19 protein-coding genes and 1 pseudogene are annotated in these 25667 nt (G+C 71.5%); 10 read left to right on the top strand and 10 right to left on the bottom strand.

Features of this window, described 5'->3' with window-relative positions:
- The first annotated feature begins 565 nt into the window (after positions 1-565).
- Positions 566-1729 carry an adenosyl-hopene transferase HpnH gene (hpnH, locus tag H288_RS0124910; RefSeq protein WP_020095300.1) on the top strand — a complete coding sequence of 388 codons (1164 nt, stop codon included), beginning with the start codon at positions 566-568 and terminating at the stop codon, positions 1727-1729.
- A 77-nt stretch (positions 1730-1806) separates the two neighbouring features.
- Here hpnH and H288_RS0124905 read toward each other — a convergent pair whose 3' ends face one another.
- The 4 genes from H288_RS0124905 to H288_RS0124890 are packed head-to-tail and all read right to left on the bottom strand — an operon-like array spanning position 1807 to position 4509.
- A complete protein-coding gene (locus H288_RS0124905; protein ID WP_020095299.1) occupies positions 1807-2427 on the bottom strand; it encodes a GNAT family N-acetyltransferase in 621 nt (206 codons plus the stop codon).
- A gap of 29 nt (positions 2428-2456) precedes the next feature.
- Positions 2457-3239, bottom strand: coding sequence for a hypothetical protein (locus H288_RS0124900; protein WP_020095298.1), 783 nt, complete (start codon positions 3237-3239; stop codon positions 2457-2459).
- Positions 3240-3262: 23 nt separating this feature from the next.
- Entirely contained in the window at positions 3263-3463 is a 201-nt protein-coding gene (locus tag H288_RS0124895) for a hypothetical protein (RefSeq protein ID WP_012317969.1), read from the bottom strand.
- Positions 3460-4509, bottom strand: coding sequence for a hydantoinase/oxoprolinase family protein (locus H288_RS0124890; protein WP_020095297.1), 1050 nt, complete (start codon positions 4507-4509; stop codon positions 3460-3462). Before H288_RS0124890 ends, H288_RS0124895 begins: the two co-directional genes overlap by 4 nt.
- 9 nt (positions 4510-4518) lie before the next feature.
- Between H288_RS0124890 and H288_RS0124885 the strand changes: the two genes are divergently transcribed.
- Together H288_RS0124885 and leuD are read left to right on the top strand one after the other, a co-directional pair.
- Positions 4519-5250, top strand: a complete 732-nt coding sequence (locus H288_RS0124885) for a HisA/HisF-related TIM barrel protein (protein ID WP_020095296.1) — start codon at positions 4519-4521, stop codon at positions 5248-5250.
- A 69-nt stretch (positions 5251-5319) separates the two neighbouring features.
- Positions 5320-5922 carry a 3-isopropylmalate dehydratase small subunit gene (gene leuD, locus H288_RS0124880; RefSeq protein WP_020095295.1) on the top strand — a complete coding sequence of 201 codons (603 nt, stop codon included), beginning with the start codon at positions 5320-5322 and terminating at the stop codon, positions 5920-5922.
- 72 nt (positions 5923-5994) lie between these two features.
- On the opposite strand, the gene H288_RS0124875 is transcribed toward leuD, so the two are convergent.
- The gene (locus tag H288_RS0124875; protein WP_026605268.1) at positions 5995-6666 is read right to left on the bottom strand and encodes an O-methyltransferase; all 672 of its coding nucleotides are present in this window, start codon (positions 6664-6666) and stop codon (positions 5995-5997) included.
- 94 nt (positions 6667-6760) lie between these two features.
- Here H288_RS0124875 and H288_RS0124870 point away from each other — a divergent pair, with 94 nt between their 5' ends.
- A complete protein-coding gene (locus H288_RS0124870; protein WP_020095293.1) occupies positions 6761-7414 on the top strand; it encodes a TetR family transcriptional regulator in 654 nt (217 codons plus the stop codon).
- Between the two features lie 49 nt (positions 7415-7463).
- On the opposite strand, the gene H288_RS0124865 is transcribed toward H288_RS0124870, so the two are convergent.
- Positions 7464-7805, bottom strand: a complete 342-nt coding sequence (locus H288_RS0124865) for a carboxymuconolactone decarboxylase family protein (RefSeq protein WP_020095292.1) — start codon at positions 7803-7805, stop codon at positions 7464-7466.
- Positions 7806-7976: 171 nt separating this feature from the next.
- Here H288_RS0124865 and H288_RS0124860 point away from each other — a divergent pair, with 171 nt between their 5' ends.
- From H288_RS0124860 to H288_RS0124850, 3 genes are all read left to right on the top strand, one after another.
- Positions 7977-9191, top strand: coding sequence for a lytic murein transglycosylase (locus H288_RS0124860; protein ID WP_020095291.1), 1215 nt, complete (start codon positions 7977-7979; stop codon positions 9189-9191).
- Positions 9188-9571: a RidA family protein gene (locus tag H288_RS0124855; protein ID WP_020095290.1), complete on the top strand. Its 384-nt coding sequence runs from the start codon at positions 9188-9190 to the stop codon at positions 9569-9571. Before H288_RS0124860 ends, H288_RS0124855 begins: the two co-directional genes overlap by 4 nt.
- A gap of 482 nt (positions 9572-10053) precedes the next feature.
- A complete protein-coding gene (locus tag H288_RS0124850) occupies positions 10054-11640 on the top strand; it encodes a methyl-accepting chemotaxis protein (protein ID WP_020095289.1) in 1587 nt (528 codons plus the stop codon).
- Positions 11641-11754: 114 nt separating this feature from the next.
- On the opposite strand, the gene rplS is transcribed toward H288_RS0124850, so the two are convergent.
- The 3 genes from rplS to argB form a co-directional block, all read right to left on the bottom strand.
- Positions 11755-12156: a 50S ribosomal protein L19 gene (gene rplS, locus H288_RS0124845; protein ID WP_020095288.1), complete on the bottom strand. Its 402-nt coding sequence runs from the start codon at positions 12154-12156 to the stop codon at positions 11755-11757.
- Between the two features lie 222 nt (positions 12157-12378).
- On the bottom strand, positions 12379-13128 hold the full coding sequence (locus H288_RS0124840; protein ID WP_020095287.1) for a pyrimidine 5'-nucleotidase: 750 nt from the start codon (positions 13126-13128) through the stop codon (positions 12379-12381).
- A 202-nt stretch (positions 13129-13330) separates the two neighbouring features.
- Positions 13331-14224, bottom strand: a complete 894-nt coding sequence (gene argB, locus H288_RS0124835; RefSeq protein WP_020095286.1) for an acetylglutamate kinase — start codon at positions 14222-14224, stop codon at positions 13331-13333.
- A gap of 312 nt (positions 14225-14536) precedes the next feature.
- Here argB and H288_RS0124830 point away from each other — a divergent pair, with 312 nt between their 5' ends.
- The 3 genes from H288_RS0124830 (at position 14537) to H288_RS0124820 (ending at position 25055) form a co-directional block, all read left to right on the top strand.
- The gene (locus H288_RS0124830) at positions 14537-15880 is read left to right on the top strand and encodes a UDP-glucose/GDP-mannose dehydrogenase family protein (protein ID WP_026605265.1); all 1344 of its coding nucleotides are present in this window, start codon (positions 14537-14539) and stop codon (positions 15878-15880) included.
- 368 nt (positions 15881-16248) lie between these two features.
- A complete protein-coding gene (locus H288_RS0124825; protein WP_026605264.1) occupies positions 16249-23691 on the top strand; it encodes a type I polyketide synthase in 7443 nt (2480 codons plus the stop codon).
- Complete coding sequence (locus H288_RS0124820; RefSeq protein ID WP_012317954.1) at positions 23688-25055, top strand: aminotransferase class I/II-fold pyridoxal phosphate-dependent enzyme; 1368 nt, start codon at positions 23688-23690, stop codon at positions 25053-25055. The genes H288_RS0124825 and H288_RS0124820 overlap by 4 nt, the downstream gene beginning before the upstream one ends.
- 198 nt (positions 25056-25253) lie before the next feature.
- Here the strand turns inward: H288_RS0124820 and H288_RS0124815 are convergent.
- Positions 25254-25667: pseudogene (locus H288_RS0124815) on the bottom strand (sugar transporter); the annotation flags it as partial.

Genomic DNA, 25667 nt, shown 5'->3' with positions numbered 1-25667 from the left:
CTGTCCGGTCCGAACCCGGGCCACCGACACGGGCGGGCTCAGGGCTCCGCCGCGCGACGCTCCGCGATTCGGCCGGGTGCGCATCGGGTTCGAGGAACGCCACACCGCCCGATCCGAGCGCGCCGCGCGCGCCCGGCACCCGACTGATTGCGCCCGATGCGGTCCGCGGTCGGGACACCCGCCGCGGGCCGGGACTTGCATCGCGGCCACGAGGCTCAGTAAAGAGGGCGATGCCAGATTGCAACGCGGCCGCCGTGGCGCGCATCCCGCGCCCGCCCGTGTGCGCTAGCGCACGGCGTTTCTGGCGCGGCCACCCGAATCGTGGGATTCCGGTCGTATTGCCGACGCAATGCACGTGCTGTCCTCAACGATCGGGCGCGTCCGCCCACGGGCTCCGCAAGCGCGGTCCATGTGGCGCCGTTGCGTCAGGCACGGAATAAGATGTCATCGCCCCGCCGAAACGGGGTCATTTCAGATTAGTTCCAAGCTAGATGGCTGGAATTCGAGATTTTTTCGCGTTAAGCACCCCGATGTCCCGGGGCCGACGAAGTAAGGAGCCGCAATCTTGGGTATCCCCCTCCGGTACGTCGCGAAGATCGGCGGCTACATCCTGAAGCAGCACCTCACGGGCCGCAAGCGTTACCCGCTTGTGATGATGATGGAGCCGCTGTTCCGCTGTAACCTGGCCTGCGCCGGCTGCGGCAAGATCGACTACCCGGACGAGATCCTGAACAAGCGCCTCCCGGTCGCCGACGCGCTCGAATCGGTGCGCGAGTGCGGAGCCCCGGTGGTGGTGATCGCCGGCGGCGAGCCGCTCCTCCACAAGGACCTGCCGCAGATCGTCGAGGGCATCATCGCCCAGAAGAAGTTCGCGATCGTCTGCACGAACGCGCTGCTCCTCGAGAAGAAGATCAAGGAGTACAAGCCGAGCCCGTACTTCACGTGGTCGATCCATCTGGACGGCGACAAGGAGATGCACGACCAGTCGGTGTGCCAGCGCGGCGTCTACGACAAGGCCGTGGCGGCGATCGCGAAGGCCAAGGAGATGGGCTTTCGGGTCACCATCAACTGCACCTTCTTCAACAATTCCCAGCCGGAGAAGATCGCCGACTTCTTCGACAGCGTGACCCGAATGGGCATCGACGGCATCACCGTCTCCCCCGGCTACGCCTACGAGCGCGCCCCCGACCAGAAGCACTTCCTGAACCGCAAGGCGACGAAGGACCTGTTCCGCGGCGTGTTCCGGCACGGCAAGGAGAAGGGCCGCGAGAAGTGGACCTTCCAGCAGTCGGGCCTGTTCCTCGACTTCCTGGCCGGCAACCAGACCTACCACTGCACCCCGTGGGGCAACCCGACCCGCACCGTGTTCGGCTGGCAGAAGCCTTGCTACCTGCTCGGCGAGGGCTACGCCGCGACCTTCAAGGAGCTGATGGAGACCACCGACTGGGACGCCTACGGCACCGGCAACTACGAGAAGTGCGCCGACTGCATGGTCCACTCGGGCTACGAGGCCTCCTCGGTGGTCGATTCGGTCCGCAAGCCCTGGAAGCCGCTGGTGCACGCGATCCGCGGCATCAAGACCGAGGGCGAGATGGCCCCCGAGGTCAGCCTGGAGAACCAGCGCCCGGCCGAGTTCGTGTTCTCGCGCAACGTCGCGCAGAAGCTGTCCGAGATCAAAGCGGCCGGCGTCGACACGAAGCAGGAAGCCCGCAAGCGCACCGCCGCCTGACCGGCGCGCGCGACTGACGACACGAGACCCGCGGCCGCGAGGCCGCGGGTCTCTTCGTATCCGGACCCCTCAGCGGCTCAGCCGAGCCGCGGCACGTGCGGGGCGCAGTCGCGCGGCAGGGTCCCGTCGAGCCGCGGATCGGGCGCGACCTCGACGTGGATCGCGAAAGGAACGAAGCCGGAGCGCCGGTAGAAAGCGAGCGCGCCGGGATGGTCCAGCGTGCAGGTATGCACCCAGAACCGCGCGATCGGGCGCGCCCAGGCCCGGCCGATCGCCGCGTTCATCAGCGTGCGGCCGATCCCGGTCCCGACCGCGTCCCCGGTCAGTCCGAGGAAGACCAGCTCGCAGGTGCCGGGCCGGCGGAAATCCAGTTCCAGCATGCCGACGTTCCGCCCGTCCCGCCGCAGCGCGAGAATCTCGACATCCCGGTCGGCCAAAATCGCCGCCAGCGCTTCGTCGGCCAGGGTGAGGCGCGAGAACCAGAGCCAGTCGGCGCCCACCGCCCGGAACAGGCTCCGGTAGGTCTCCGGGTCGGTGCGTTCCAGGGGCTCGAGGGCGAGCCCGGGCGGGAACGGCCGTCCGGGCCGCGGGGGCGGCGGGCGCAGCATCTCCAGGCTGGTGACGATCGTGGCGAGATGGCCGGGCGGCACCGCCGCGTAGCCCGGTGTGAGGGTCGGGATTCCGGTCTCCGGCAGCATCGATCCCCTCCGCGGTCGCCTCGGCGCGGTCAGGCGGAAAGCGGGCGCCGTCGCGCGACCAGCCACGGCAGCACGCAGGCCGCCGACACCGCGATCGCGGCGGCGTAGGCCGCGACCGGGTCGATCCGCCCGAGCAGCAGGTGCACGCAGACATAGAAGGCCAGCACGCCGAACGCGCCCTGGGCGCTGCCGCGCACCACCTCCAGGGCGGCGCCGACGCCGTCCTGCGCCCGGGCGAAGACGATGAGCGGCCAGGAGATGATCGGGATCGGCGCCAGGACGCCGCTCAGGCCGGAGCCGAGATGCGGCGCCAGCCCCGAGACCATCAGGACCAGGGCGGTGGCGGCCGCGAGCCGGGCCGGCATGTCCCAGCGCGGCGGGCGCGCCCGGCGGGCCGGCGATTCGGTCCCCGCGACCGGCCGGCACAGGGCGACCACCAGGGCCATCGCCGGCAGGTCGATCGCCGTGGCGAGCCACAGGCCGGGCTGGATCACCCCGTGCAGCAGCGCGCCGCCGAGGACGAAGCCCGCGAGGGCGAGCAGCGCGGCCGCGAGGCCCCCCGTCCGCGGCGCGGCGACGGCGTAGACGAGGTAGCTGACGGTGACCGCGCCGAGCCCCTCCACCGAGCCGATCGCCGCGTCGGCGGCGAAGCGCTCGCCCTGCTCGGCGGCGAGGTAGATCGAGATCGGCGCCGAGGTCAGCGGGAGGCCCGAGAGCAGGCCGCCGACGAGGCTGCCCCACCGGCGCGCGGCCGCCGACACGGCCCACATCAGGGTCGGCGTGACGACGATCTTGGCGGCGATCAGGCTCATGGCGACCGGCGGGTCCCGGGGCCTCAGGCCGCCTGGGGCGGCCCGTCATCCTCCGGGTCGGCGGGCGAGTTGAGGATGTCCTCGAGCTCGTCGACCAGCCGGTCGACCTGGTCCTCGGTGGCGAGCACCTTCAGAACCTCTCCGGTCTCCGTCTCGACGGCCAGCTCGATATGCGGCCCGACCCGGGCCGTCAGGATCCGGGCCAGGATCTTGATTGCGCTCATGCGAGTGCCTCCTCCGCGGCGATGAGGCCGACCGCCACCGCCGGTCCACAGGTCGAGATGCCGTCGCGCGCGCCGCCGATCCGGTCCGCCAGCAGCGTCACGAGCGGTGTCGAGGGCCGGCCGAGACGCTCGGCGAGGCGGGTGCCCACGAAGGCGCCGGCGCCGCACAGGACGAGGGGCGCGTCCGCGCCGAGATCGGGCCGGCTGAGGATCTCCGCCGCCGCGTCGTGCAGCAGGCGCAGCTGCGCCTCGGCGAAATGGGCGGCGAGCGCCGTCCAGGCCGCTCCGGGCGCCTCCGCCCGGTCCCGCCCGACGATCCGGGCGAGCCGGGTCTCGCTCTCGGCGACCGTCTTGCCCTTGCGGTCGCCGCTCGGCTGCTGGTCGGCGCCCTCGGGGAGCTGGCCGAGGATGCGGTAGACGTCCGCCATGTGGGCGAAGGTCTCGGTCATCAGCCGGGTCCGGCGGCCCGCGAAGGGGGCGTTGTCGGACAGGGCGATCACCGGCGTGCGCACCGCGCCGGTATAGACGAGCTCGCCGGTCTCCAGCCGTTCGGCGTCGCTGTAGCCGGTCGCGGCCGCCCGCCCGCCCACGACGGGAATCAGGTCGGCGGTGGTCGAGCCGATATCGACCAGCAGCGCGTCCGGGACGTGCCGGCCGGCGAGCGCCGCGGTGGCGTGCCAGTTGGCCGAGGCCACGTCCGCCGACAGGGACGCGGCCGCCTCGGGGGCGACGAGGCCGGAGCGGCCGGCGTAGATCCGCACGGTCCCGGCGAGGTGCGACCCGGCCCATCCGGCGAGCGCCGCGACGCCGTCGCGCCGGTCGGCGAAGCAGTCGGTCAGCTCGCCCGTCATGGTCACGGCGTGCAGGGCCGCGCCGCGGGCCCAGTCGGGGGCGGCCTCCAGCGCCCGGTCGAGGGCCGGCAGGCCCTGCCAGAGCGGGCACGGCACCTGGGCGGCGGCCGCGACCCGGCCGTCCTCGACCAGGGCGACCTTGACGTGGACCCCGCCGAGGTCCCACCCGATGGTCGTTGGGTTTGATGAGCGCATGGGACCGCGATGAGCGCCTCGATGGACCACAGGATCGGGCGCCCCGGCTTCGCGGTGATCCCGGTGCTCGATCTCCGGGGCGGCCGCGTGGTGCGGGCGCGCCGGGGCGAGCGCTCCTCCTATGCCCCGATCGAGACGCCCTTGGCAAAGGGCTCGGCGCCGGACGCGGTGGCCCGCGGGCTGGTCGACGCGTGGCCCGCCGCGATCCTCTACGTCGCCGATCTCGACGCGATCATCGACCGCGCCGCGCCCGATCTCCGCGCCCTGGAGGCGATCGCCCGCGCCTGCCCGGGGATCGCCCTGTGGGTCGATGCCGGCTTCGCCGAGCCGGAGGGTGTCGCGGCGTTCCTGGAGGCCGGGCTCGGGCGACCGGTGATCGGCAGCGAGAGCCAGGCGAATGCCGACCTCGTGACGCGGCTCGGCGACCGGGCGGTGTTCTCCCTCGACACGCGCGGCGCGGAGCGGCTCGGCCCGGCGGCCCTCCACGACGATCCGGCGCTCTGGCCGCCGGAGGTGATCGCCATGACGCTGGCGCAGGTCGGCGCCGGGGCCGGCCCGGACCTCGCGGCCCTGGGAGCCCTGCGCGCGCGGGCGCCGGATCGCCGCCTCTACGCGGCGGGCGGCGTGCGCGGCCCGGACGACCTGCGGGCGCTCCGGGCGGCCGGGATCGCCGGGGCGCTGGTCGCCTCGGCCCTCCACGACGGCACCCTGTCCCGGGCGACGGCGCCCGACCTTGCCTGACGCTTCCGGCCCGGGCCCGCGGCTGCTAAACCGCGCGACAGAGAGACCACCGACACGAGCCGTCAGACGATGGAAAAGTTCACCACCCTGGAGGGCGTCGCGGCGCCCCTGCGGACGATCAACGTCGATACCGACCGGATCATCCCGGCGAAGTACCTGAAGACGATCCGGCGGACCGGCCTCGGCAAGAGCCTGTTCGCCGAGATGCGCTACCGCGAGGACGGCTCCGAGAATCCGGACTTCATCCTCAACCAGCCCGCCTACCGGAACAGCAAGATCCTGGTGTGCGGGGATAATTTCGGCTGCGGCTCGTCCCGGGAGCACGCGCCCTGGGCGCTGGCCGATTTCGGCATCCGCTGCGTGATCTCCACGAGCTTCGCCGACATCTTCTTCAACAACTGCGCGAAGAACGGCATCCTGGCGATCGTCGTGTCGCCCGAGGATCTGGAGAAGCTCTTCGAGGACGCCGAGCGCGGCGCGAACGCCACCCTGACGGTCGACCTGGCGGCGCAGACGATCCGGGGACCGGACGGCGGCACCCTGCATTTCGACGTCGACGAGGGCCGCAAGCACAACCTGCTGAACGGACTCGACGAGATCGGGCTGACGCTGGAGCGAGTCTCCTCCATCGACGCCTACGAGCAGAAGCTCGCCCAGCGCGAGTGGGCCTGAGCGACCGGACCCGCGTCCCGACGGCGGTCGCGTCGCGCTGAGGCGACCGCCGGTCCGAGGCCAGGGCCTGCCTCACCCGAGCCGCATGGACAGCTCCACGTCCTCGGCGAACGGCACCGACAGGTAGCCGCGGCTCGGCGCGCGCACCCGCTGCAGGTAGTCCGGGCTGTGGTCCGCGTTGTCGGCGACCACCAGGGCCCCCGGTCCGAGGCGACTCTCCACGAGGCTCAGAACCTCCGGATAGAGCCCCTTCGCCCCGTCGAGGAGCAGCAGGTCGACCGAGTCGGGCAGGTCGAGGCCGAGGGTCTGGAGGGCGTCGCCCTCGCGGAACTCGACGAGGTCCGCCAGCCCGGCCTCCATCAGGTTCGCCCGCGCCCGCACCACCTTGGACGGCTCGAACTCGCAGGTGATCAGCCGGCCGCCGCCGTTGTCGCGCAGGGCCGCGGCGAGGTGCAGGGTCGAGAGACCGAAGGACGTGCCGAACTCGACGATCGTCCGCGCCCGGCGGGTTCGCGCGACCATGTAGAGCAGCCGGCCGGTCTCCCGAGAGACCGCGAGGGGCATATCCTTGAGCCGGCTGTAGAAGTCCCGGTAGCCGGTGCGGCTGCCCATGAGGCGCGCCCGCTCGTCCGCCGAGAGATCGCCGATGGCGCTCAAGGGTGAGGAGGCCTCCGCCTGCGCGAAGAGACTGTCCAACAGCGACGCGATACGCGGTTCGGCGAGTGTGGATGCTGAGAGTGACATGGCGCGTTGCTTTCCGTCTTGCGCGTTCAACTGAACACGACGCAGAGTACCGGCGCCCCCTGCCCGCGCCTATTCGCGTTCCGAGCCCCGCCCCATGCCCGACCGGCCAAGTCTCGGAATCGCCAGGCGAAAGCAGCCCCGGCAGGCGCGCTCCAGCGACCTCGTCGCGGCCGTTCTGGAGGCCGCCGCTCAGGTTCTGGCGGAGGTCGGCGCGGCGCGCTTCACGACGGCGCGGGTCGCCGAGCGCGCCGGCGTCAGCATCGGCTCGCTCTACCAGTACTTCCCCAACAAGGCGGCGATCCTGTTCCAGCTCCAGAGCGACGAGTGGCGGGACACGAGCGCCCTCCTCGCCGGCCTCCTGACGGATCCCACTTGCGCGCCCGGCGAGCGCCTGCGCGCCGCCGTCCACGCCTTCGTGCGCTCGGAATGCGCGGAGGCCGCGATGCGCCGGGCCCTCGACGCGGCCGCCCCGGCCTATCGCGACGCGCCCGAGGCCGCGGAGCCGCAGCTGGCCGGCTCGCAGGCGTTCCGCGACTTCCTGCGCGCGGCACTTCCCGCGGCGCCCGAGACGGACCTGGCGGTCGCGGGCGAGATCATCGCGATGACGCTCGGCGAGGTCGGCGAGCGCATCTCGGAGATGGTCCGGACCGAGGCGGCCATGGCGACCTTCGCGGACGCCCTGGCCGACATGCTCTGCGCCTATCTGGACCGCCTGGGCAGCCGAGACCGGGCCGGCACGCCGTCCTGAAGACGAGCCCCGGACCCGGCGAACCGGACATGGCCCTATCCCGGTCGGCTCAGCCGGACTCGCCGGTGAACGCCTCGAAGGCGCGGGCGGTGTAGACCAGGGCGGCGCCGGCGTTCAGTGCCACCGCCACGCCCAGCGCCTCCACGACCTCCTCCTTGCTCGCGCCGGCCTTGCGGGCGGCGTCGGAATGCACCGCGATGCAGCCGTCGCACCGGGTCGTGACCGCGACCGCGAGGGCGATCAACTCGCGGGTCTTCGCGTCCAGCTTGCGCTCGGTCGGGGCCGCCGCGGCGAGCTGGTCGTGGGCCTTGAGGAGGTCCGGGCTCACCGCACCGATGCGCCCGAGCGTGCTGACGAGCTCGGCGCCGTACTGATTCCAGTCCTTCATCATGCGTCCCGTCTCCCTGTTCGTTGACCCGACCGGCGATGCGCCAGTACGGTGCCAACCTACCGGTTGGTAGGCCGCAGGGTCAAGACGAGGCGGGTTTCCTCACCGTTCGTTAACCCACATGTCGCCTGAATCCGCGCCCAGACTCCGTTCCGCATCGTGAGGATCGTCAGCATGCCGAAGCACCCGACGGGACCGAGGACGGCGCGCGCGCTCGGGCTGCTCGCCGGCATCGCGGTCCTGCCCCTGGCGAGCCTGCCGGCGCGGGCCGATTTCGACAGCTGCCTCGCCGGCATCCAGTCGCAGGCGGCGGCGGCGGGCGTCTCGGCGCAGACCTTCCGGGCCGCCACGAGCGGCATCGGCTACGACGACAAGGTGATCGAGCTGTCCCAGGCGCAGCCCGAGTTCAAGACGCCGATCTGGGACTACATGGCGGCGCTCGTCGACGACGAGCGGGTCGAGGACGGGCGCGCGGCCATGCGCCAGAACGCGGCGGCGCTCGCCCAGGCCGAGTCGCGCTACGGGGTCGACCGCTACACGATCGCGGCGGTCTGGGGCGTCGAGTCGAATTTCGGCAAGAATCTCGGCAAGATGCCGCTGGTGCAGTCGCTGGCGACGCTCGCCTGCTCGAACAACCGCCGTCGGGACTTCTTCCGCGGCGAGCTGATCGCCACCCTGCGGATCATCGAGCGCGGCGACATCGCGCCGGAGCGGCTGACCGGCTCCTGGGCGGGCGCCTTCGGCCAGACCCAGTTCATGCCGACGACCTATCAGCGACTCGCCGTGGACGGCGACGGCGACGGCCGGCGCGACGTGGTCGACTCCGTGGCCGACGCCGTCGCCTCCACCGCCAACTTCCTGCGCGTCGCCAAGTGGCAGAACGGTCAGGTCTGGGGCTACGAGGTGAAGCTGCCCCGCGGCTTCAACGTCGGCGCCGCCGGGCGCAAGAACAAGAAGCCGGTCGCCCACTGGGCGTCGCTCGGCGTCACCCGCGCGGACGGGCGCCCGCTCTCGGGCGAGGGCCCGGCCGGGATCCTGGCGCCGGCCGGCATCGACGGACCGGCCTTCCTGGTGACCCGGAACTTCGACGCGATCTACTCGTACAACGCCGCCGAATCCTACGGCCTCGCCATCGCGGTCCTGTCCGACCGGCTGCGCGGCCGGCCCGGCGTCCAGGCAGCCTGGCCGACCGACGACCCGCCCCTGTCGCGGGCCGAGCGCCGCGACCTCCAGACCCGGCTGGCCGCCCGCGGCTACGACGTCGGCGAGCCGGACGGTAAGGTCGGCCAGAAGACGCGCGACGCCATCAAGGACGTCGAGCGCCGGCTCGGCATGACACCCACGGGCCGCGCCGGCGGCAAGGTTCTGGAGGCCCTGCGCGGCGGATGAGCCGGCGGCTGATCACGTCGGGGTCCCCGTTCGAGCGGGATTACGGCTACTCCCGGGCGGTGGTCGACGGCGACACCGTCTACCTGTCCGGGACGACCGGCTACGACTACGCCACGATGACGATGCCCGACGGGGCCGCCGCGCAGGCCGAGGCCTGCTGGCGCACGATCCGTTCGGTCCTCGCCGAGGCAGGAACCGGCCTCGGCGGCGTCCTGCGCGCCACCTACTACGTCACCGACCGGGACGATGCCGAGGCCGTGCTGGCCGTCTGCGGGCGGGTGCTGGCGGACGTCCGGCCCGCCGCCACGATCGTGGTCGTGGCGGGCCTCCTGCGCCCCGAGATGCGCGTCGAGATCGAGGTGACCGCGCGGATCGGCTAGACGCCTGTCCCGCTCCCGATCGCGCCGTCTCCGCGCCGTTCCGTCGGGCCGCGGCGCCACTCCGATCCGCAGATGACGTCATCCCCATCGTGCCCGAGCTCTGCGTGCAAGGGAGCGACTCGATCCCGGTCATTCGGGCTGGTCGGGCGTGGCCCCGCGCCACGGGCACGATCTCAGGTTCTGCTCGCCGACTGACGGCCCGCTCCTGCAGCCGGCGCAGACCGCGTCGCGGGTGACCGCTTCCTCGCCCGCCCTGCGCGCCTGAACCGCGTGTCTTTCAGATCTCGATCCAGATCTGCGAGATTACGTTGACATGCGGGCTCAGATTTATCAGGCCACACCGCAGCATCGACGAGTTTGTCGATCTCGCGGAACGTATTATGATAAAGATATTTTTGAGTAAAAATCTATCGCGTAGGATGATGACGCAGATTGCCTTGATAGGTCTACTTATATCGGTCATCGGTGTCATCGGACTGCGCATGTATTACCAGGAAATGCTGTCGGGGCGGCTGCAGTCCCTGCGCACGGTCACGGAGTTGTTCACCACCTATGCGCAAAGTCTCGAGAGCCGGGTCAGGAGCGGCGCCCTGTCCCGTGAGGCGGCCCTGGCGGAGCTGGCCGAGACCGCCATGGCCATGCGATTCGATAACGGCACCAACTACGTCGCCATCTACACGATGGACGGCACGGTCCTGGCGGTCCCCGACCGCCGTCTCGTCGGCAGCAACCAGCTGGAGACTCGGGTCAACGGCGTTCGCGCGGCCGGAACGCTGATCGGACGGCTGAAGACCTCCGACACGGCGACGCTGAGCTATCTCTACCCCCGGCCAGGGCACGAAGGCCTGTCTCCGAAGACGACGCTCGCCGTCAGGTTCGAGCCCTGGGACATCATGATCGCGGCGGGGACCTACACCGACGACATCAGGGCCGCCTTCCAGACGCTCGCCCTCGCGGCGACCGGCCTTCTGCTCGGGGTCGGCGCGCTCGGGGTGATCGGCTCCGTCCTGATCGGGCGCGGCATCACGCGCCCGCTCGACCGCCTCGGTCGCCGGATGCAGGCGCTCGCCCGGGGCGACGGCGCGGAGCCGATACCGGGACTCGAGCGGACGGACGAGATCGGTCAGATGGCCCGGACCGTCGAAGTGTTCCGGCAGGCGCTGGTCGCCAAGGCCGAGACGGACCGGGCGGTCGCGCGCGAAGCTGAGGCCAAGGTCCGGCATGCGCAGACCCTCGACGCGCTCACCCGGGCGTTCGAGGCCCGGGCCGGGGCGCTGATGACGGGCGTCTCCGCGGCCGCCACCGAGATGCAGGCGACCGCCGAGGCGATGGCGCGGACGGCGTCGCGCACGAGTGCCCGAGCGACGCGCGTCGCCGGGGCCGCGCAGGAGACCGCCGGGAGCGTGCAGAGCGTCGCCGCGGCCACCGAGGAGATGGCGATCACCATCCAGGAGATCTCCGGACGGATGGCGCAATCCTCGGCCAAGACCGCGCGGGTGGCCACCGAGGCGCGGCGCACGGACGCCCTCGTGGGCGATCTCGCCGACGGGGCCGAGCGGATCGGGGCCGTCGCCAGCATGATCGCGGGCATCGCCCGTCAGACCAACCTCCTCGCCCTCAACGCCACGATCGAGGCGGCGCGGGCCGGCGAGTCGGGCCGGGGCTTCGCCATCGTGGCGGGGGAGGTCAAGGCGCTGGCCGAGCAGACCGCGGCCGCGACCGAGGAGATCGCCGCGCGGATCGGCGCGGTCCAGGCCTCGACCCGGCAGGCCGTGGAGGCGATCAACGGGATCGGCCGCAGTGTGGGCGAGGTCAGCACGCTCGCCGCGTCCGTCGCGGCCGCGATCGAGCAGCAGGGCGCGACCACCGAGGAGATCGTGCGCAGCGTCGCGCGCGCGGCGGCCGGCACGGAGGCCGTCACCGGCAACATCGCCGAGGTCTCGCAGGGCGCCGAGGCGACGGGCGAGGCGGCCGAGCAGGTGCTCGGCGCCGCGATCGACCTGTCGCGCAGGTCCGATCAGCTCTCCGCCGAGATCCACTGGCTCCTTGACGGGATCCGGGCTGCCTGAGGAGCGCTATCGGCCGACTGGACGGACCTGTCGGCCACGAAAAAACCGGCCCGGCTGAGCCGGACCGGTCTGAAACTAGGCGATCGCTCCGGCCTGCGGAGCGAATCGGACAGCTTACTCGGCGGCGGCGGGCGCCGGGGCCGGAGTGTCCTTGGCCTTGTAGCGGTCGGTGCGCTCGACGATGCGGGCCGACTTACCGCGCCGGTCGCGCAGGTAGTACAGCTTGGCGCGGCGCACCTTGCCGCGGCGGGCCACCTTGATCGAGTCGATCATCGGCGAATGGACCGGGAAGACGCGCTCCACGCCCTCACCGTAGGAGATCTTGCGGACCGTGAAGCTCTCGTTGAGGCCGCCGCCCGAGCGGGCGATGCAGACGCCCTCGTAGGCCTGGACGCGGGTGCGCTCGCCTTCCTTCACGCGGACGTTGACGATGAGCGTATCGCCCGGCTCGAAATCCGGGATGGTCTTGGCGAGGCGCGCGACTTCCTCGCGCTCCAGCTGCTCGATGATGTTCATGGCATAGCTCCGGCCGTCGCGCCGTTCCGCCCCTCATGGGCGATCGGCGCCAGGATTTCGGCGATCCTGTTGTGAGTTGGGCGGCTCTCTACAGGATCGGCGCCGGCTTGTCGATTGGGTTGCCGCCGCGATCCGTCCGCGCTGCTGCCGGCGCGGCGGATCGTCGGTCGACTTGGGATCAGGGCCCGATGCGCGCCGCCCGTGAAGCGCCCCGGCCTCGCGTCAGCGGCGCTCCCCGGAGGCGGGTCGTACTTCGGGCAGCACGCAGGCAGAGAGGAAGGCGGCGAGATCGTCCGTGATGTGGTCGATATGCGGCTCGCGCACCGCCTCCTGCTCGAAGGCCTCGCGGTAGGGATCGGTGACCTTCGGCACCACCAGCACGGTCGCCATGCCGAGGTCGTGCGGCACCGCGAGGTTGCGGGCGATGTCCTCGAACAGGGCCGCGCGGGTCGGTTCGACGGCGTGCTTCTCCAGGAACCGCTCGTAGGTCGTGCGCTCCGGCTTCGGCACGAAGTCGGCGGCGGCGATGTCGAACACGTCCTCGAAATGGTCGAGGATGCCGAGCTTGGCGGCGACGTTCTCGGCGTGCCGGCGCGACCCGTTGGTCAGGATCAGCTTGCGCCCGGGCAGCCGCTCGATCGCGTCGCCGAGGCTCTTGTCGAGCTTGATCGACGAATGGTCGATGTCGTGCGCGAAATCGAGGAAGTCGTGGGGATCGACCCGCGACTCGACCATCAGCGCCGACAGCGTCGTGCCGTAGCGGTGGTAGAAGTACTTCTGCAGGGCGCGGGCCGAGATCCCGTCGAGCCCGTAGAGCTGCATCACGTACAGGGTGATGCGCTCGTCGACCTTCGGCCAGACCGCCGCGTCGCTCGGGTAGAGCGTGTTGTCGAGGTCGAACACCCAGGTGTCGACATCGGCGAAGCCGCGCGCCGCGGGCGTGGTGAACTGGGCCTTGTCGGGGTGGTGCACCGGAACCCCTCAGGTTGCTGTTGCCCCGGAATCTGGACTGGAACGGTCAAGCTCGCAAGTTCGGTGCTTGCCGGTACCTTGCCCGGACCTTGCTGGGGCCGGCCCCTCCGGGGCGGGCGGGGTACGACAATGCGCTGGGCGCGCGGAGGTTGCGCCCGCGCGCCGCGCCGGGATCCGGCACGGTGCGCGGGCGGTCCGGATCTCAGCCGCGACGGATCAGGGTGCCGGCACCGTAATCGGTGAACAGCTCGAGCAGCACGGCGTGGTTGACCTTGCCGTCGAGGATGACGACCGCCTCGACGCCGCGCTCGATCGCGTACATGCAGGTCTCGATCTTCGGGATCATCCCGCCCGTGATGGTGCCGTCGGCGATCAGGCGCCGGCAATCCTCCACGGTGAGTTCCGGGATCAGCTTCTTGTCCTTGTCGAGGACGCCCGGCACGTCGGTGAGCAGCAGCAGGCGCTTGGCCCGGAGCGCCCCGGCGATCGCCCCCGCGAAGGTGTCGGCGTTCACGTTGTAGGTCTGCCCGTCCGCCCCGTAGGCGACCGGCGCCAGGACCGGGATCAGCTCGGCCTTGAGCACCGCGTCGAGGACGCCGCGCTCGACGTGGTCCGGCTCGCCGACGAGGCCCAGATCGACGGTCTGCTCCACGCGGCTCTCGGGATCGACGACGGTCTTCATCGCCCGCTTGGCCCGGACCATGTTGCCGTCCTTGCCGCACAGGCCGACCGCCCGGCCGCCCTCGGCCGAGATCCAGCCGACGATCTGCTTGTTGATCAGGCCGGCCAGGACCATCTCGACCACCTCGACGGTGGCCTCGTCGGTGACGCGCAGGCCGCCGCGGAACTCGGACTGGATGCCGAGCCGGTCGAGCATCTTGCCGATCTGCGGTCCGCCGCCGTGCACGACGATCGGCTTCAGGCCGGACTGCTCCAGCAGGACGATGTCCTCGGCGAAGTCCTCGGCCGCGGCCCGGTCGCCCATGGCGTGGCCGCCGTACTTGATGACGACGATCTCCTGGTCGTAGCGCTGCATGTGGGGCAGCGCCTGGGCCAGGACCTCGGCACGCACGTGCACGTTGGGCAATTCGGTCATCGCGGTCCTTCGCCGATCCTTGGGTCGGGTCCTCGGGGGCGGATCCGGGCCTCCCCGTCGGGCGGGGGCGCTTCTACAGGAAGCCGCCCGCGCTGCGAAGCCGCCCCGCGCGCCGTCGCGGAGGCGCGCCGCGCGGATCGGCGGCCGATGCGGGGCGCTCCGGGACCCGCTGTCAAACTACAGTCATCCTTCGCGGGTGTTGCATTCCCGTGACAGACTGGAGCAGATCCAGGCTGGCCCGGGTTGCATCCTCACGCGGCCCGGATCATGTTGCATCGCAGCAAGCCGAGGGCGAGCTGCCGGGAGGGCCCGATGCGGATTGCGATGATTGGGGCCGGATATGTCGGCCTGGTCTCCGGCGCCTGCCTGGCCGATTTCGGCCACACGGTCGTGTGCATCGACCGGGACCCCGACAAGATCGCCAGCCTGAACGCCGGCCGCATGCCGATCTACGAGCCGGGCCTCGACGTCCTGGTCGCCGAGAACGTCCGCCAGGGCCGGCTCGCCTTCCGCGCGACCATGCGGGACGCCGTGGCCGAGGCGGACGCGGTCTTCATCGCGGTGGGCACGCCCTCCCGCCGCGGCGACGGCTTCGCCGACCTGAGCTACGTGTTCGATGCCGCCCGGGAGATCGCCGGGTCCCTGTCCGGCTTTACCGTGGTTGTGACCAAGTCGACCGTTCCGGTGGGCACGGGCGACGAGGTCGAGCGCATCATCCGCGAGACCAATCCCGAGGCGCAGTTCGCGGTCGCCTCGAATCCCGAGTTCCTGCGCGAGGGCGCGGCCATCGCCGACTTCAAGCGCCCCGACCGCATCGTCGTCGGCGCCGAGGAGGCCCGGGCCGAGGCTGTGATGCGCGAGGTCTACCGGCCGCTCTACCTCAACCAGGCGCCGATCATGGTCACCTCGCGCCGGACGGCCGAGCTGACCAAGTACGCGGCGAACGCGTTCCTCGCGGCGAAGATCACGTTCATCAACGAGGTGGCGGACCTGTGCGAGGCGGTGGGCGCGGACGTGCAGGCGGTGGCGCGCGGCATCGGCCTGGACAACCGGATCGGTCCGAAGTTCCTGCATGCCGGGCCGGGCTACGGCGGCTCGTGCTTCCCCAAGGACACGCTGGCCCTGGTCAAGACCGCGCAGGACGCGGGCACGCCGCTGCGGCTGGTCGAGACGGTGGTTGCGGTCAACGACCAGCGCAAGCGCGCGATGGCGCGCAAGGTGATCAAGGCCTGCGGCGGGTCGGTGCGGGGCAAGACGATCGCCCTCCTCGGCCTGACCTTCAAGCCGAACACCGACGACATGCGCGACGCGCCCGCGCTGGCGATCGTGGCGGGTCTGCAGGACGCCGGCGCCGTAATCCGCGCCTACGATCCCGAGGGCATGGAGCAGGCTCGGATCCTGATGCCGGCTGTGGATTACGCCGAGAACGCCTACGCCTGCGCCGAGGGCGCCGACGCGGTGGTGATCGTCACCGAGTGGAACGCGTTCCGGGCCCTCGACCTCGACCGGCTGCGTCAGGCCATGTCGTCCGGTGAGGCGGCTCCCGTGCTGATTGACCTGCGCAACATCTACGACCCCGCGAGCGCCGCGCGCCACGGTTTCACCTATTGCGGCGTCGGACGAACCAAGGAGAGCGTCGCCCGGATCGGGTCTTGATCATCACTGCGCCGGCCTTCGAGCCCGGATTCCTGTGCGGGACCTGCGCGACATCGCGAAGATTTCTTCCGGAATCGGCATCGATGCCGCTAGACGGGCGGCGTCCGCGGAGGCGCAACTGTGGCTTTCTCGTGATCGAGCCCGCGTCTCGGCAGCCGGTCCGGCGGTTCAAACTTGGCGTTTTGACCGTAGGAATTGGATAAGCTTCTGATGAATACATGTCACAGCCTCTGGCAATTTTGCCACGCGGGGATGACCTCGCGTTAGGGCTGGTTGGACACCGCAATGGTGCCACAGTAAGGGGTGAGAGGGTACTCACTCGTCGAGAGCCGAGCCGACTTCCGATAACGAGCGTGTGCGAACCGAACGTGACACAACGTACAGACATTGCGATCGTCGGACGCGCATGCCGACTGCCCGGGGCCCCCAGCGTGGATGGGCTTTGGTCACTCCTGTCCGAAGGGCGCTGCGCCGTCAGCAAGGTGCCGGCCGACCGGTTCTCCCTGGAGCGGTTCGCCCATCCGCGCGCCCATGAGCGCGGCAAGAGCTACACCTGGGCGGCCGGTGTCATCGACGACGTCTGGTCGTTCGACCCGTCGGTCTTCGGCATCTCGCCCCGCGAGGCCGAGCAGATGGATCCGCAGCAGCGGATGCTGCTCGAGCTGACCTGGGAAGCCCTCGAGGACGCGGGCCTGCGCCCGTCGAGCGTGGCCGGCAGCAATATCGGCGTGTTCGTCGGCGCCTCGTCCCTCGATTACGGCAACCTGCGCATCCTCGACGCGCCGTCGGGCGACGCTTACGCGGCGACCGGCAACACGCTCTCGATCATCTCGAACCGCATCTCCTACATCTTCGACCTCAAGGGCCCGAGCTTTACGGTCGACACGGCCTGCTCGTCCTCGCTCGTCGCCTTCGACAACGCCGTGCAGGCGATCCGGTCGGGCCGCGTGGACACCGCGGTCGTCGCCGGCGTGAACGTGCTGGCGAGCCCGTTCAACTTCATCTGCTTCTCCACCGCGCAGATGCTCTCGCGCACCGGCCTGTGCCAGGCCTTCTCCAAGAATGCCGACGGCTACGTGCGCTCCGAGGGCGGCGTGGTGTTCGTGCTGCAGTCGGCCGAGGCCGCGCGGCGCAACGGCGCTACCGTGCGCGCGGTCGTCGCCGCCTCCGGCATCAACTCCGACGGCCGGACCACCGGCATCTCCCTCCCCTCGGGCTACGCCCAGGGCGCCCTGCTGGAGAAGGTCTACCGCGAGGCCGAGATCCGCCTCGACGACCTCGCCTTCATGGAGGCGCACGGCACCGGCACGCCGGTGGGCGACCCGATCGAGGCCTCGGCCATCGGCTCGAAGCTCGGCCGCGGCCGGCAGGCGCCGCTGCCGATCGGCTCGATCAAGACCAATATCGGCCACACCGAGCCGGTCTCCGGCCTCGCCGGCCTGATGAAGGCGACTCTGGCGCTCGAGCACGATCTCGTCCCGCCGTCGCTGCACGCGGCCGAGCTCAATCCCGAGATCCCGTTCGGTGAGCTGAACCTGGACGTCGTGCGCGCGCCGCTGAAGATCGGCCGCGGTTCGCGCGAGCGCTTCGCCGGCGTCAACTCCTTCGGCTTCGGCGGCACCAACGCCCACGTCGTCATCACCGACGCCCCGGCCTGGGCGAAGCCCGCGGCGGCGACCGCGGAGCCCCAGGCCCAGGTGCTGCTGCTCTCGGCCCAGAGCCGGGCGGCGCTGAACGAGCTCGCCCTCGACTACGCCGAGCGCCTCGAGGCCGCCCCCGAGCAGGCCGCGACGGTGGCGGCCGCGGTGGCGCACCGCCGCGAGCGCATGCCCGCCCGCCTCGCCGTCGCCCTGGACGGCAAGACCGACGTCGCCGCCGCGCTCCGCGCCGTCGGCGAAGGTGAGGACACGCAGGACGCCTTCACCGGCACCGCGGTCGACCGCGTCGCCGAGGTGGCCTTCATCTATTCCGGCAACGGCAGCCAGTGGGCCGGGATGGGCCGCGAGGCCTACGAGGAGAACGCGACCTTCCGCGCGACCTTCGACCGGATCGACACCCTGTTCCGGGCCTACTCGGACTGGTCGCTGAAGGACGCGCTCTACGCCGACGACCTCGACGAGCGCCTCGCGCTGACCAGCGTCTCGCAGCCGCTGATCTTCGCCATCGAGAGCGCCTCGACGGCCGCGCTCAAGGCGAAGGGCCTGATCCCGTCCTACGTCCTCGGCCACTCCGTGGGCGAGATCGCGGCCGCCGAGGCCGCCGGGATCCTCAGCCTGGAGGACGCGGTCCGGGTCATCTACTACCGCAGCCACCACCAGGAGACGACGCACGGCCAGGGCACCATGGCGGTGCTGCTGATGCCGGCCGAGGAGGTCGAGACCTTCCTCAAGGATTACCCGACCCTCGACATCGCCGCCTACAACAGCCCCAAAGCCGTCACGGTCGCCGGGCCGGTGGCCGACATCGACGCCGCCATCAAGGCCCTGTCGCGCAAGCGCCGCCGCGGCCGCAAGCTCGACCTCGCCTACGCCTTCCACGGACGGCTGATGGACCCGACCGAGAAGCCGCTGCTGCGCGACCTCGCGGGCCTCAAGTCGCGGACCGGCGCCACCGCGATGGTCTCGACCGTGACCGGCTCGGTGCTGGGCGGCGAGAATTTCGGCGCCGGCTACTGGTGGCGCAACATCCGCGAGCCCGTGCGCTTCTGCGAGGCCGTGCAGGACGCCACCCGCCGCGGCGCCCGCGTGTTCGTGGAGGTCGGCCCGCGCGCGACCCTGATGTCGCACGTCGGTGACGCGGTCGAGCCGCTGGGCATCGAGACCGCCACGGTCGGCGTGATGCACCGCAAGGCTTCCGGCGGCGACCCGATCGCCAAGGCGGTCAGCGCCGCCCTCGTCCAGGGCGCGCAGGTCGACGAGACGCTGCTGTTCGGCGACGCCCCGAAGGGCGACGTCCGCCTGCCCTCCTACCCGTGGCAGCGCCGCCCGTTCCGCCTCGCCGACACCACCGAGGGCGTCGGCGCGATGAGCCCCCGCCCCTATCACCCGCTGATCGGGTCGCGCACGACCTTCGACGGGCTGGAGTGGAACGGCTTCGTCGACCCGGTGACCGTGCCGGAACTGGAGGATCACAAGGTCGACGGCCAGGTGATCATGCCGGGCGCCGGCTTCGTCGAGATGGCCCTGGCCTGCGTTCGCGAGGCCCTGCGCGACGACGAGGTCGTGCTGGCCGACTTCGAGATCGTGGCGCCGATGGTGTTCGCCGAGGACGCCCTGCGCGAGGTCGCGGTGCGCCTGTCGGGCTCCGGCAACGGCATCCAGGTGCTGAGCCGGCCCCGCCTGACCCAGACCCCCTGGCAGCTGCATGCCCAGGCAAAGATCGTCGAGGGCACCTTCTCGGCCCCGAAGACACCGGATCTCGACGGCTTCAGCTTCGAGACCGCGGGCGACCACGTCCTCACCGGCGACGCGCTCTACGCCAAGGCCCTCGCCTCCGGGCTCGGCTTCGGCCCGAGCTTCCAGCAGGTGGCGATGAGCGCGCGGCTCGACGACGCCACGATCGTCTCCGACCTGCTGCCGGCCGAGCCCGACACCCGCTACGGCCTGGTGCCGAACCGGCTCGACGCCTGCTTCCACGGGCTGATCCTGCTGTTCGCCGACCTGCTCGGCGAGAACGGCGGCAAGGCCTACATCCCGGTGCGCTTCGGCGAGGTCCGGATGCTGCGCCCCGGCGCGGTGATCGCCCGCTCGATCATCCGCACCCGCCGCTGCAACGAGCGCTCAATCCTGGCCGACTTCACGCTCCTCGACGCCGAGGGCGCGGTCATCGCCACGATCCGCGAGGGCCGGTTCCAGGCCCTGCGCGCCAAGAGCGGCGGCGACCTCTCGACCTTCGCGATCTCGCAGGTGCCGGAGCTCGCCACCGAGCCGACCGCGATCCCGATGGAGCGCCGCCCGAGCGTGGCCGCGCGTCTGCGCCCGCTCGCCGCCGAGTCGAAGGGGCCGTCCGACGCCGCCCTGTCGCCGGGCCACCTCCTGCTGGAGGGCTGGGCGACCTCGCTCGCCTACCGCCTCGCCTCCGGGCTGGCGCAGGGCGCCACCGTCTCGGTCACCGACAGCCGCGTGCCGGAGGCCCTGCGCCCCTGGCTGCTGAACGCGCTCTACGCCCTGGAGAGCAGCGGCCTCGCCGAGCGCGCCGGCCAGAACTGGACGCTCGGCGACGGCTCCGCCCTGCCGGCGCCCGACGAGATCATGCGCTGGATCGCCGGCGACCATCCGGACCTCTCGGCCGAGCTGGTGCTGATCGCCGATGTCGGCGCCCTGGTCGACCGGCTGCTCGCCGGCACGCTCACCGACGCGCCGTCCCTGCCGCAGGGGGCGATCGACGCCTTCGTGCTGCGCTCGGCCACCGCGCGCCACGGCGCCGACGTGGTCGCCAACCTGATCGAGCGCAGCCGCGCGCAGCTTCCCAAGGAGCGGGCGCTCCGCGTCCTGCAGGTCGGCTTCGGCCCGCTCTCGGCCCAGACCGCGACCTTCGCGGCCGCCGCCGAGGCCCGGCTCACCGTGTTCGAGACCGACCGCCGGCTCGCCGAGCGCGCCCGCCTGTCGCTCGGTCGCGCCGCCGCCGTGATCGAGACCGCCGAGGAGCTCGCGCCCGGCAGCTTCGACCTGATCCTGGCGTCGGGCAGCCTGCACCGCGGCGACCGGGCCCTGCCGGGCCAGCTCGCCGGGGCGCTCGCCACCGGCGGCCTGCTGGTGGCCGTGGAGCCGGGCGCCTCCCTGTTCCGCGACCTCGTGTTCGGCCTGACGGCCGGCTGGTTCGAGGAGGCCGCGGGCGGCCTGCCCGTGGGCCGGCTCGAGGATATCGAGGGCTGGCAGCGCATCCTGAGCGCGCACGGCCTGGTCAAGGTCGAGGTCGAGCGGGCCGCCTCCGCCAACGGCGACGACCTGCTGCTGACGGCCGAGGCGCCGGTGCGCCCGGGTCCGGCCCCGGCGCAGAGCTTCGCCTTCATCATCGGTTCGGACGACGAGTTCGCGGCCGAGACCGCCTCCTCCCTGGCGACCCTGCTGGTCGCGGGCGGCGTGCACGTCTCGATCATCCTCGACTCCGAGACCTCCCTGATGGAGCTGGAGAAGGAGACCCCCGACACGGTGGTGTTCCTGGCCGGCGCCTTCACCCGCGGCGGCGAGGCGTCCGAGCGCCTGCGCGACCGCTGCCTCAGCCTGAAGCGCTGCACCGAGCACCTGGGATCCCGCCAGACCAAGCTCTGGGTCGTGGCCCCGGGCGCGACCCGCGACCGCGGCGGCCAGACCACCAACATCGAGGCGGGCGTGTGGGCCTTCTCCCGCACGCTCGCCAACGAAGCCCCGAACCTCGACGTCCGCCGCATCGACCTCTCCCCCGAGATGTCGTCGAAGCGCGCCTCCGAGCGCCTGCGCGACCTCATCCTCTCCGGCACCCCGGAGACCGAGATCGTGCTGGACGACGAGCGGACCCAGGTCGTGCGCTTCCACGCCGGCCGGCCGCAGCACCGGGATCCGGCCGACGCCGTCCCGGCCGAGGCCGCGCGCCTGGAGCGCAGCAACACCGGCGGCTTGAGCGAGATGGTCTGGGGGCCGGCCGAGCGCCGCGCTCCCGGCAAGGGCGAGATGGAGATCGCGGTCGAGGCCACCGGCCTCAACTTCCGCGACGTTCTCTGGGCGCTCTCGATGCTCCCCGAGGAGATCCTCGAGGACGGCTTCGCCGGCCCCCGCCTCGGCCTCGAGTGTGCCGGCCGCGTCACCGCCGTCGGCCCGGGCGTGAAGGGCTTCAAGGTCGGTGACCCGGTCGTCGCCTTCGCGCAGTCGGGCTTTGCGACTCACATCGTTGTGCCGGACCTCGTCGTTGCGCCGATGCCGCACGGCCTCGACCCGATGGCGGCCGCCACCGTGCCGGTGGCCTTCCTCACCGCCTATTACGGCCTCGTCTCCTGCGCCCGGATGCGGCGCGGCGAGTGGGTGCTGGTCCACGGCGGCGCGGGCGGCGTCGGTCTGGCGGCCCTGCAGATCGCCAAGCTGAAGGGTGCCCGGGTCATCGCCACGGCCGGCTCCCGCGAGAAGCGGGCCCTCGTGAAGGCGCTGGGCGCCGAGCACGTGCTCGATTCCCGCTCGCTGGCCTTCGTGGACGAGGTCCGGGCGATCACCGGCGACGGCGTCGACATCGTGCTGAACAGCCTGTTCGGCGAGGCGATGGAGCGCTCACTCAACGCCCTCCGGCCGTTCGGCCGCTTCGTCGAGCTGGGCAAGCGCGACTACGTCGCCAACACCCATATCGGCCTGCGCCCGTTCCGGCGGAACCTCAGCTACTTCGGCGTCGACCTCGACCAGGTGATCCAGCACCAGGGCGACGACGGCGCGCGAATGTTCCGCGAGGTCATGGCCCTGTTCAACGACGGCGGCCTCAAGCCCCTGCCGTACCAGCCCTTCACGGCGGCCGAGACCTCGGACGCGTTCCGGCTGATGCAGCAGTCCGGCCATATCGGGAAGATCGTGATCAGCCCGCCGAAGGCCGGCACGATCATGAAGGACACGGCCCGGCCGTTCACGGTCTCGGCCGAGGGCGTCCACCTGCTGACCGGCGGCCTCGGCGGCTTCGGTCTGGAGGCGGCGCGCTGGCTGATCGACCGGGGTGCCAAGCACCTCGTGCTCGCGGGCCGCAAGGGCGCGGCCACCGACGAGGCCAAGGCCATCGTCGCGGAGCTCACCGCGCGGGGCGTGACCGTCGAGGCGAAGGCCGTCGACATCACGAGCCGCGCCTCGGTGGACCGGCTCATCGCCGGGATCGAGCAGGGCGGCAGGAAACTCGCGGGCGTGCTGCACGCCGCGGCGGTGCTCCAGGACGGCCTCATCTCCAACATCGACGCCGCGGCGCTCGACGCGGTGATCGGCCCCAAGGTGATCGGCGCCCAGCACCTGGACGCCGCCACCCGCGACCGGAGCCTCGACTACTTCGTCCTGTTCTCCTCGGCGACGACCTTCATCGGCAACCCGGGCCAGGGGTCCTACGTGGCCGCCAACGGCTTCATGGAGGGCCTCGCGCGCCAGCGCCGCCGCCGCGGCCTGCCCGCGCTGGCCGTGGCCTGGGGCGCCATCGGCGATGTCGGCATGCTCGCCCGCAACAAGGCGGTCATGGAAGGCCTCGCCGGCCGCGTCGGCGTCACACCGATGGAGGCCCGCCGCTGCCTCGACCTGATGGCCGAGGCGCTGGGCAGCCAGGGCACGTCCCCCGACGAGGCGGTCATCGCCATCGCGGCGATGCACTGGGGCAAGGCGCGCGAGCGTCTCGCCACCATGCGCTCGCCGAGCTACGCCGAACTCGGCTCGGACCAGCAGGCCGAGGCCGGCGGCGTCCAGGCGATCAACATCGCGTCGCTGCTCAAGGGCGGCGACCTCGACGCGGTCCGCAAGACCGTGTCGGACGCGATCGTCGAGGACATCGCCCGCATCCTGCGGCTGCCGAAGGACGACATCAGCCGCGTGCGCCAGCTCTCGGAGATCGGCCTCGACTCGCTGATGGGCGTCGAGCTCGGCGCCAGCCTGCAGGAGCGCTTCGCCCTCGACGCGCCGCCCGCCGGACTTTCGTCGGGCATGACCGTCAACGAGCTGTCGGAGTCCTTAATTCAGGCGGTTTCCGCGCCCATGGACGAGACGGCCGGCGTCGCGATGAGCCTCGTCTCGAAGCATGTCGGCGGTGAGGTCGATGCGCAGATCCTCGCGCCTCTCAAGGAACTCATCGAGCAGACGTCCAGCGAGATCAAAGAGACCAACTCATGACCGACACGGCACGGCCTGACGGCGGGCGCGCGGCGCTCGCCGGCTTCGTGACCAACCGGCTCGGGCGCGCGACGCCGCGCCCGGCCCCCGTCAAGACGGCCTCTCCCGCCGGCAAGTCGGCGGCGCAGAACTTCGAGAACCTGCCGGGCTACCGCGAGCTGAAGCTCCAGCGCCAGGCGGCCGACCTGATCGGTCTGGGCAACCCGTTCTTCCGCGTCCACGACGCCAAGGCCGGGGCCACGACGCGGATCGACCAGAAGAGCTTCACCAACTTCTCGTCCTACGATTACCTCGGCCTGAACGGTCATCCGCGGGTGAGCAACGCCGCCCGGGAGGCGATCGAGGCCTACGGCACCTCCGCGTCGGCGAGCCGCGTGGTGGCGGGCGAGCGGCCCGGGCACATCAGCCTCGAGCAGGCGCTGGCCAAGCACTACCAGTCCGAGGGCTGCATCGTGATGGTGAGCGGCCACGCCACCAATGTCACGACCATCGGCGCCCTGCTGGAAGCCGGCGACGTGATCTTCCACGACGCGCTGTCCCACAACAGCATCGTCACCGGCGCGCAGCTGTCGGGCGCCCAGCGCCGCTCCTTCGCGCATAACGACCTCGACGCCCTGGAGACCCTGCTCCAGTCGACCCGCCACGAGCATCGCCGGGCGCTGATCGTGGTCGAGGGCCTCTACAGCATGGACGGCGACGCGCCGGACCTCGCCGGGCTCGTGGCCCTCAAGAAGCGCTACGACGCGTGGCTGATGGTCGACGAGGCGCACGGCCTCGGCGTCACCGGCCGCACCGGCGCCGGCCTGTTCGAGCATTGCGGTGTCGACCCCCGCGAGGTCGACATCTGGATGGGCACCCTGTCGAAGACGCTGTCCACCTGCGGCGGCTACATCTGCGGCCCGATCGCGCTGATCGAGTACCTGAAGCACACGGCCGGCGGCTTCGTGTACAGCGTCGGCATGTCGCCGCCGCTGGCCGCCGCCGCCGAGGCGGCGCTGGCCGTGATGCACGCCGAGCCGGAGCGGGTCGAGCGCCTGCGCCAGAACGGCACCCTGTTCCTGGCCACCGCCAAGAAGCTCGGCCTCGACACCGGCTTCAGCCTCGGCCTCGCGGTCGTGCCGATCATCGTCGGCGACTCGCTGAAGGCGGTGACGCTGTCGGACCGGCTGTTCCGCCGGGGCATCAACGTGCAGCCGATCATCCACCCGGCCGTGCCGGAGCGGGCCTCGCGCCTGCGCTTCTTCCTCACCTCCGAGCACACCCCCGACCAGATCCGCGACACCGTGAACGCGGTGGCGGAGGAGCTCGCCGCCATCGACAAGGGCGGCTCGCTGATCGAGCAACTGCTGGCGAAGCGCGTCTGAGCCCGGCCGGGGCCGGGAGCCCCGGTTCCCCGAGAGCATTACGAAGAAGGGGGCGCGGATCACATCCGCGCCCCCTTCGGCATTCGGGCGACCGGTCTGCGCGGTCTCGGTCGGACGCGCGCATCGGCCGGATCGGCGCGACGCGAACCCGGCATCCGTCGCGCGGTGGGGTGGGTGCCCACGTCGCGGTGCGCCGCCTTACTTGGCGTAGGAATAGGCCAGGGCGGCCGAGGAGACGGGGCCCGTGACGCCGTTGAAGGCGGTGAGGACCTTCTGGACCTCGGTGAAGGGGGCGTTCGACACGTAGATCAGGTCGCGGTTGCGCATCCGGAACGCCTGGGACACGAACAGGCTGTTGGGGTCGCGCATGTCGATCCGGTAGACGACCGGCACCAGAGGCGTGCCCAGAAGCTTCGAGCCGGGGCTGAGCCGGCGCACGACGCTGGCCGGCTCGAACCGGAAGATGAACGTCCCGGCCGGGTCGGCGGCGAAGTCCGACAGGCCGCGCGCCTTGGCCAGCGCCTGCGCCAGCGTGATGCCGTCGGCCTGGAACGGCAGCTCGGTGCTGTTGCCCAGCGCGCCCACCGCGATGAAGGTCTGCGGGTCGCGCAC

The organism is Methylobacterium sp. 285MFTsu5.1 (assembly GCF_000383455.1).
Lineage (GTDB): Bacteria > Pseudomonadota > Alphaproteobacteria > Rhizobiales > Beijerinckiaceae > Methylobacterium.
Note: the sequence above shows the minus strand (reverse complement) of the source record. Positions and strands in the feature narration are given on the sequence as shown.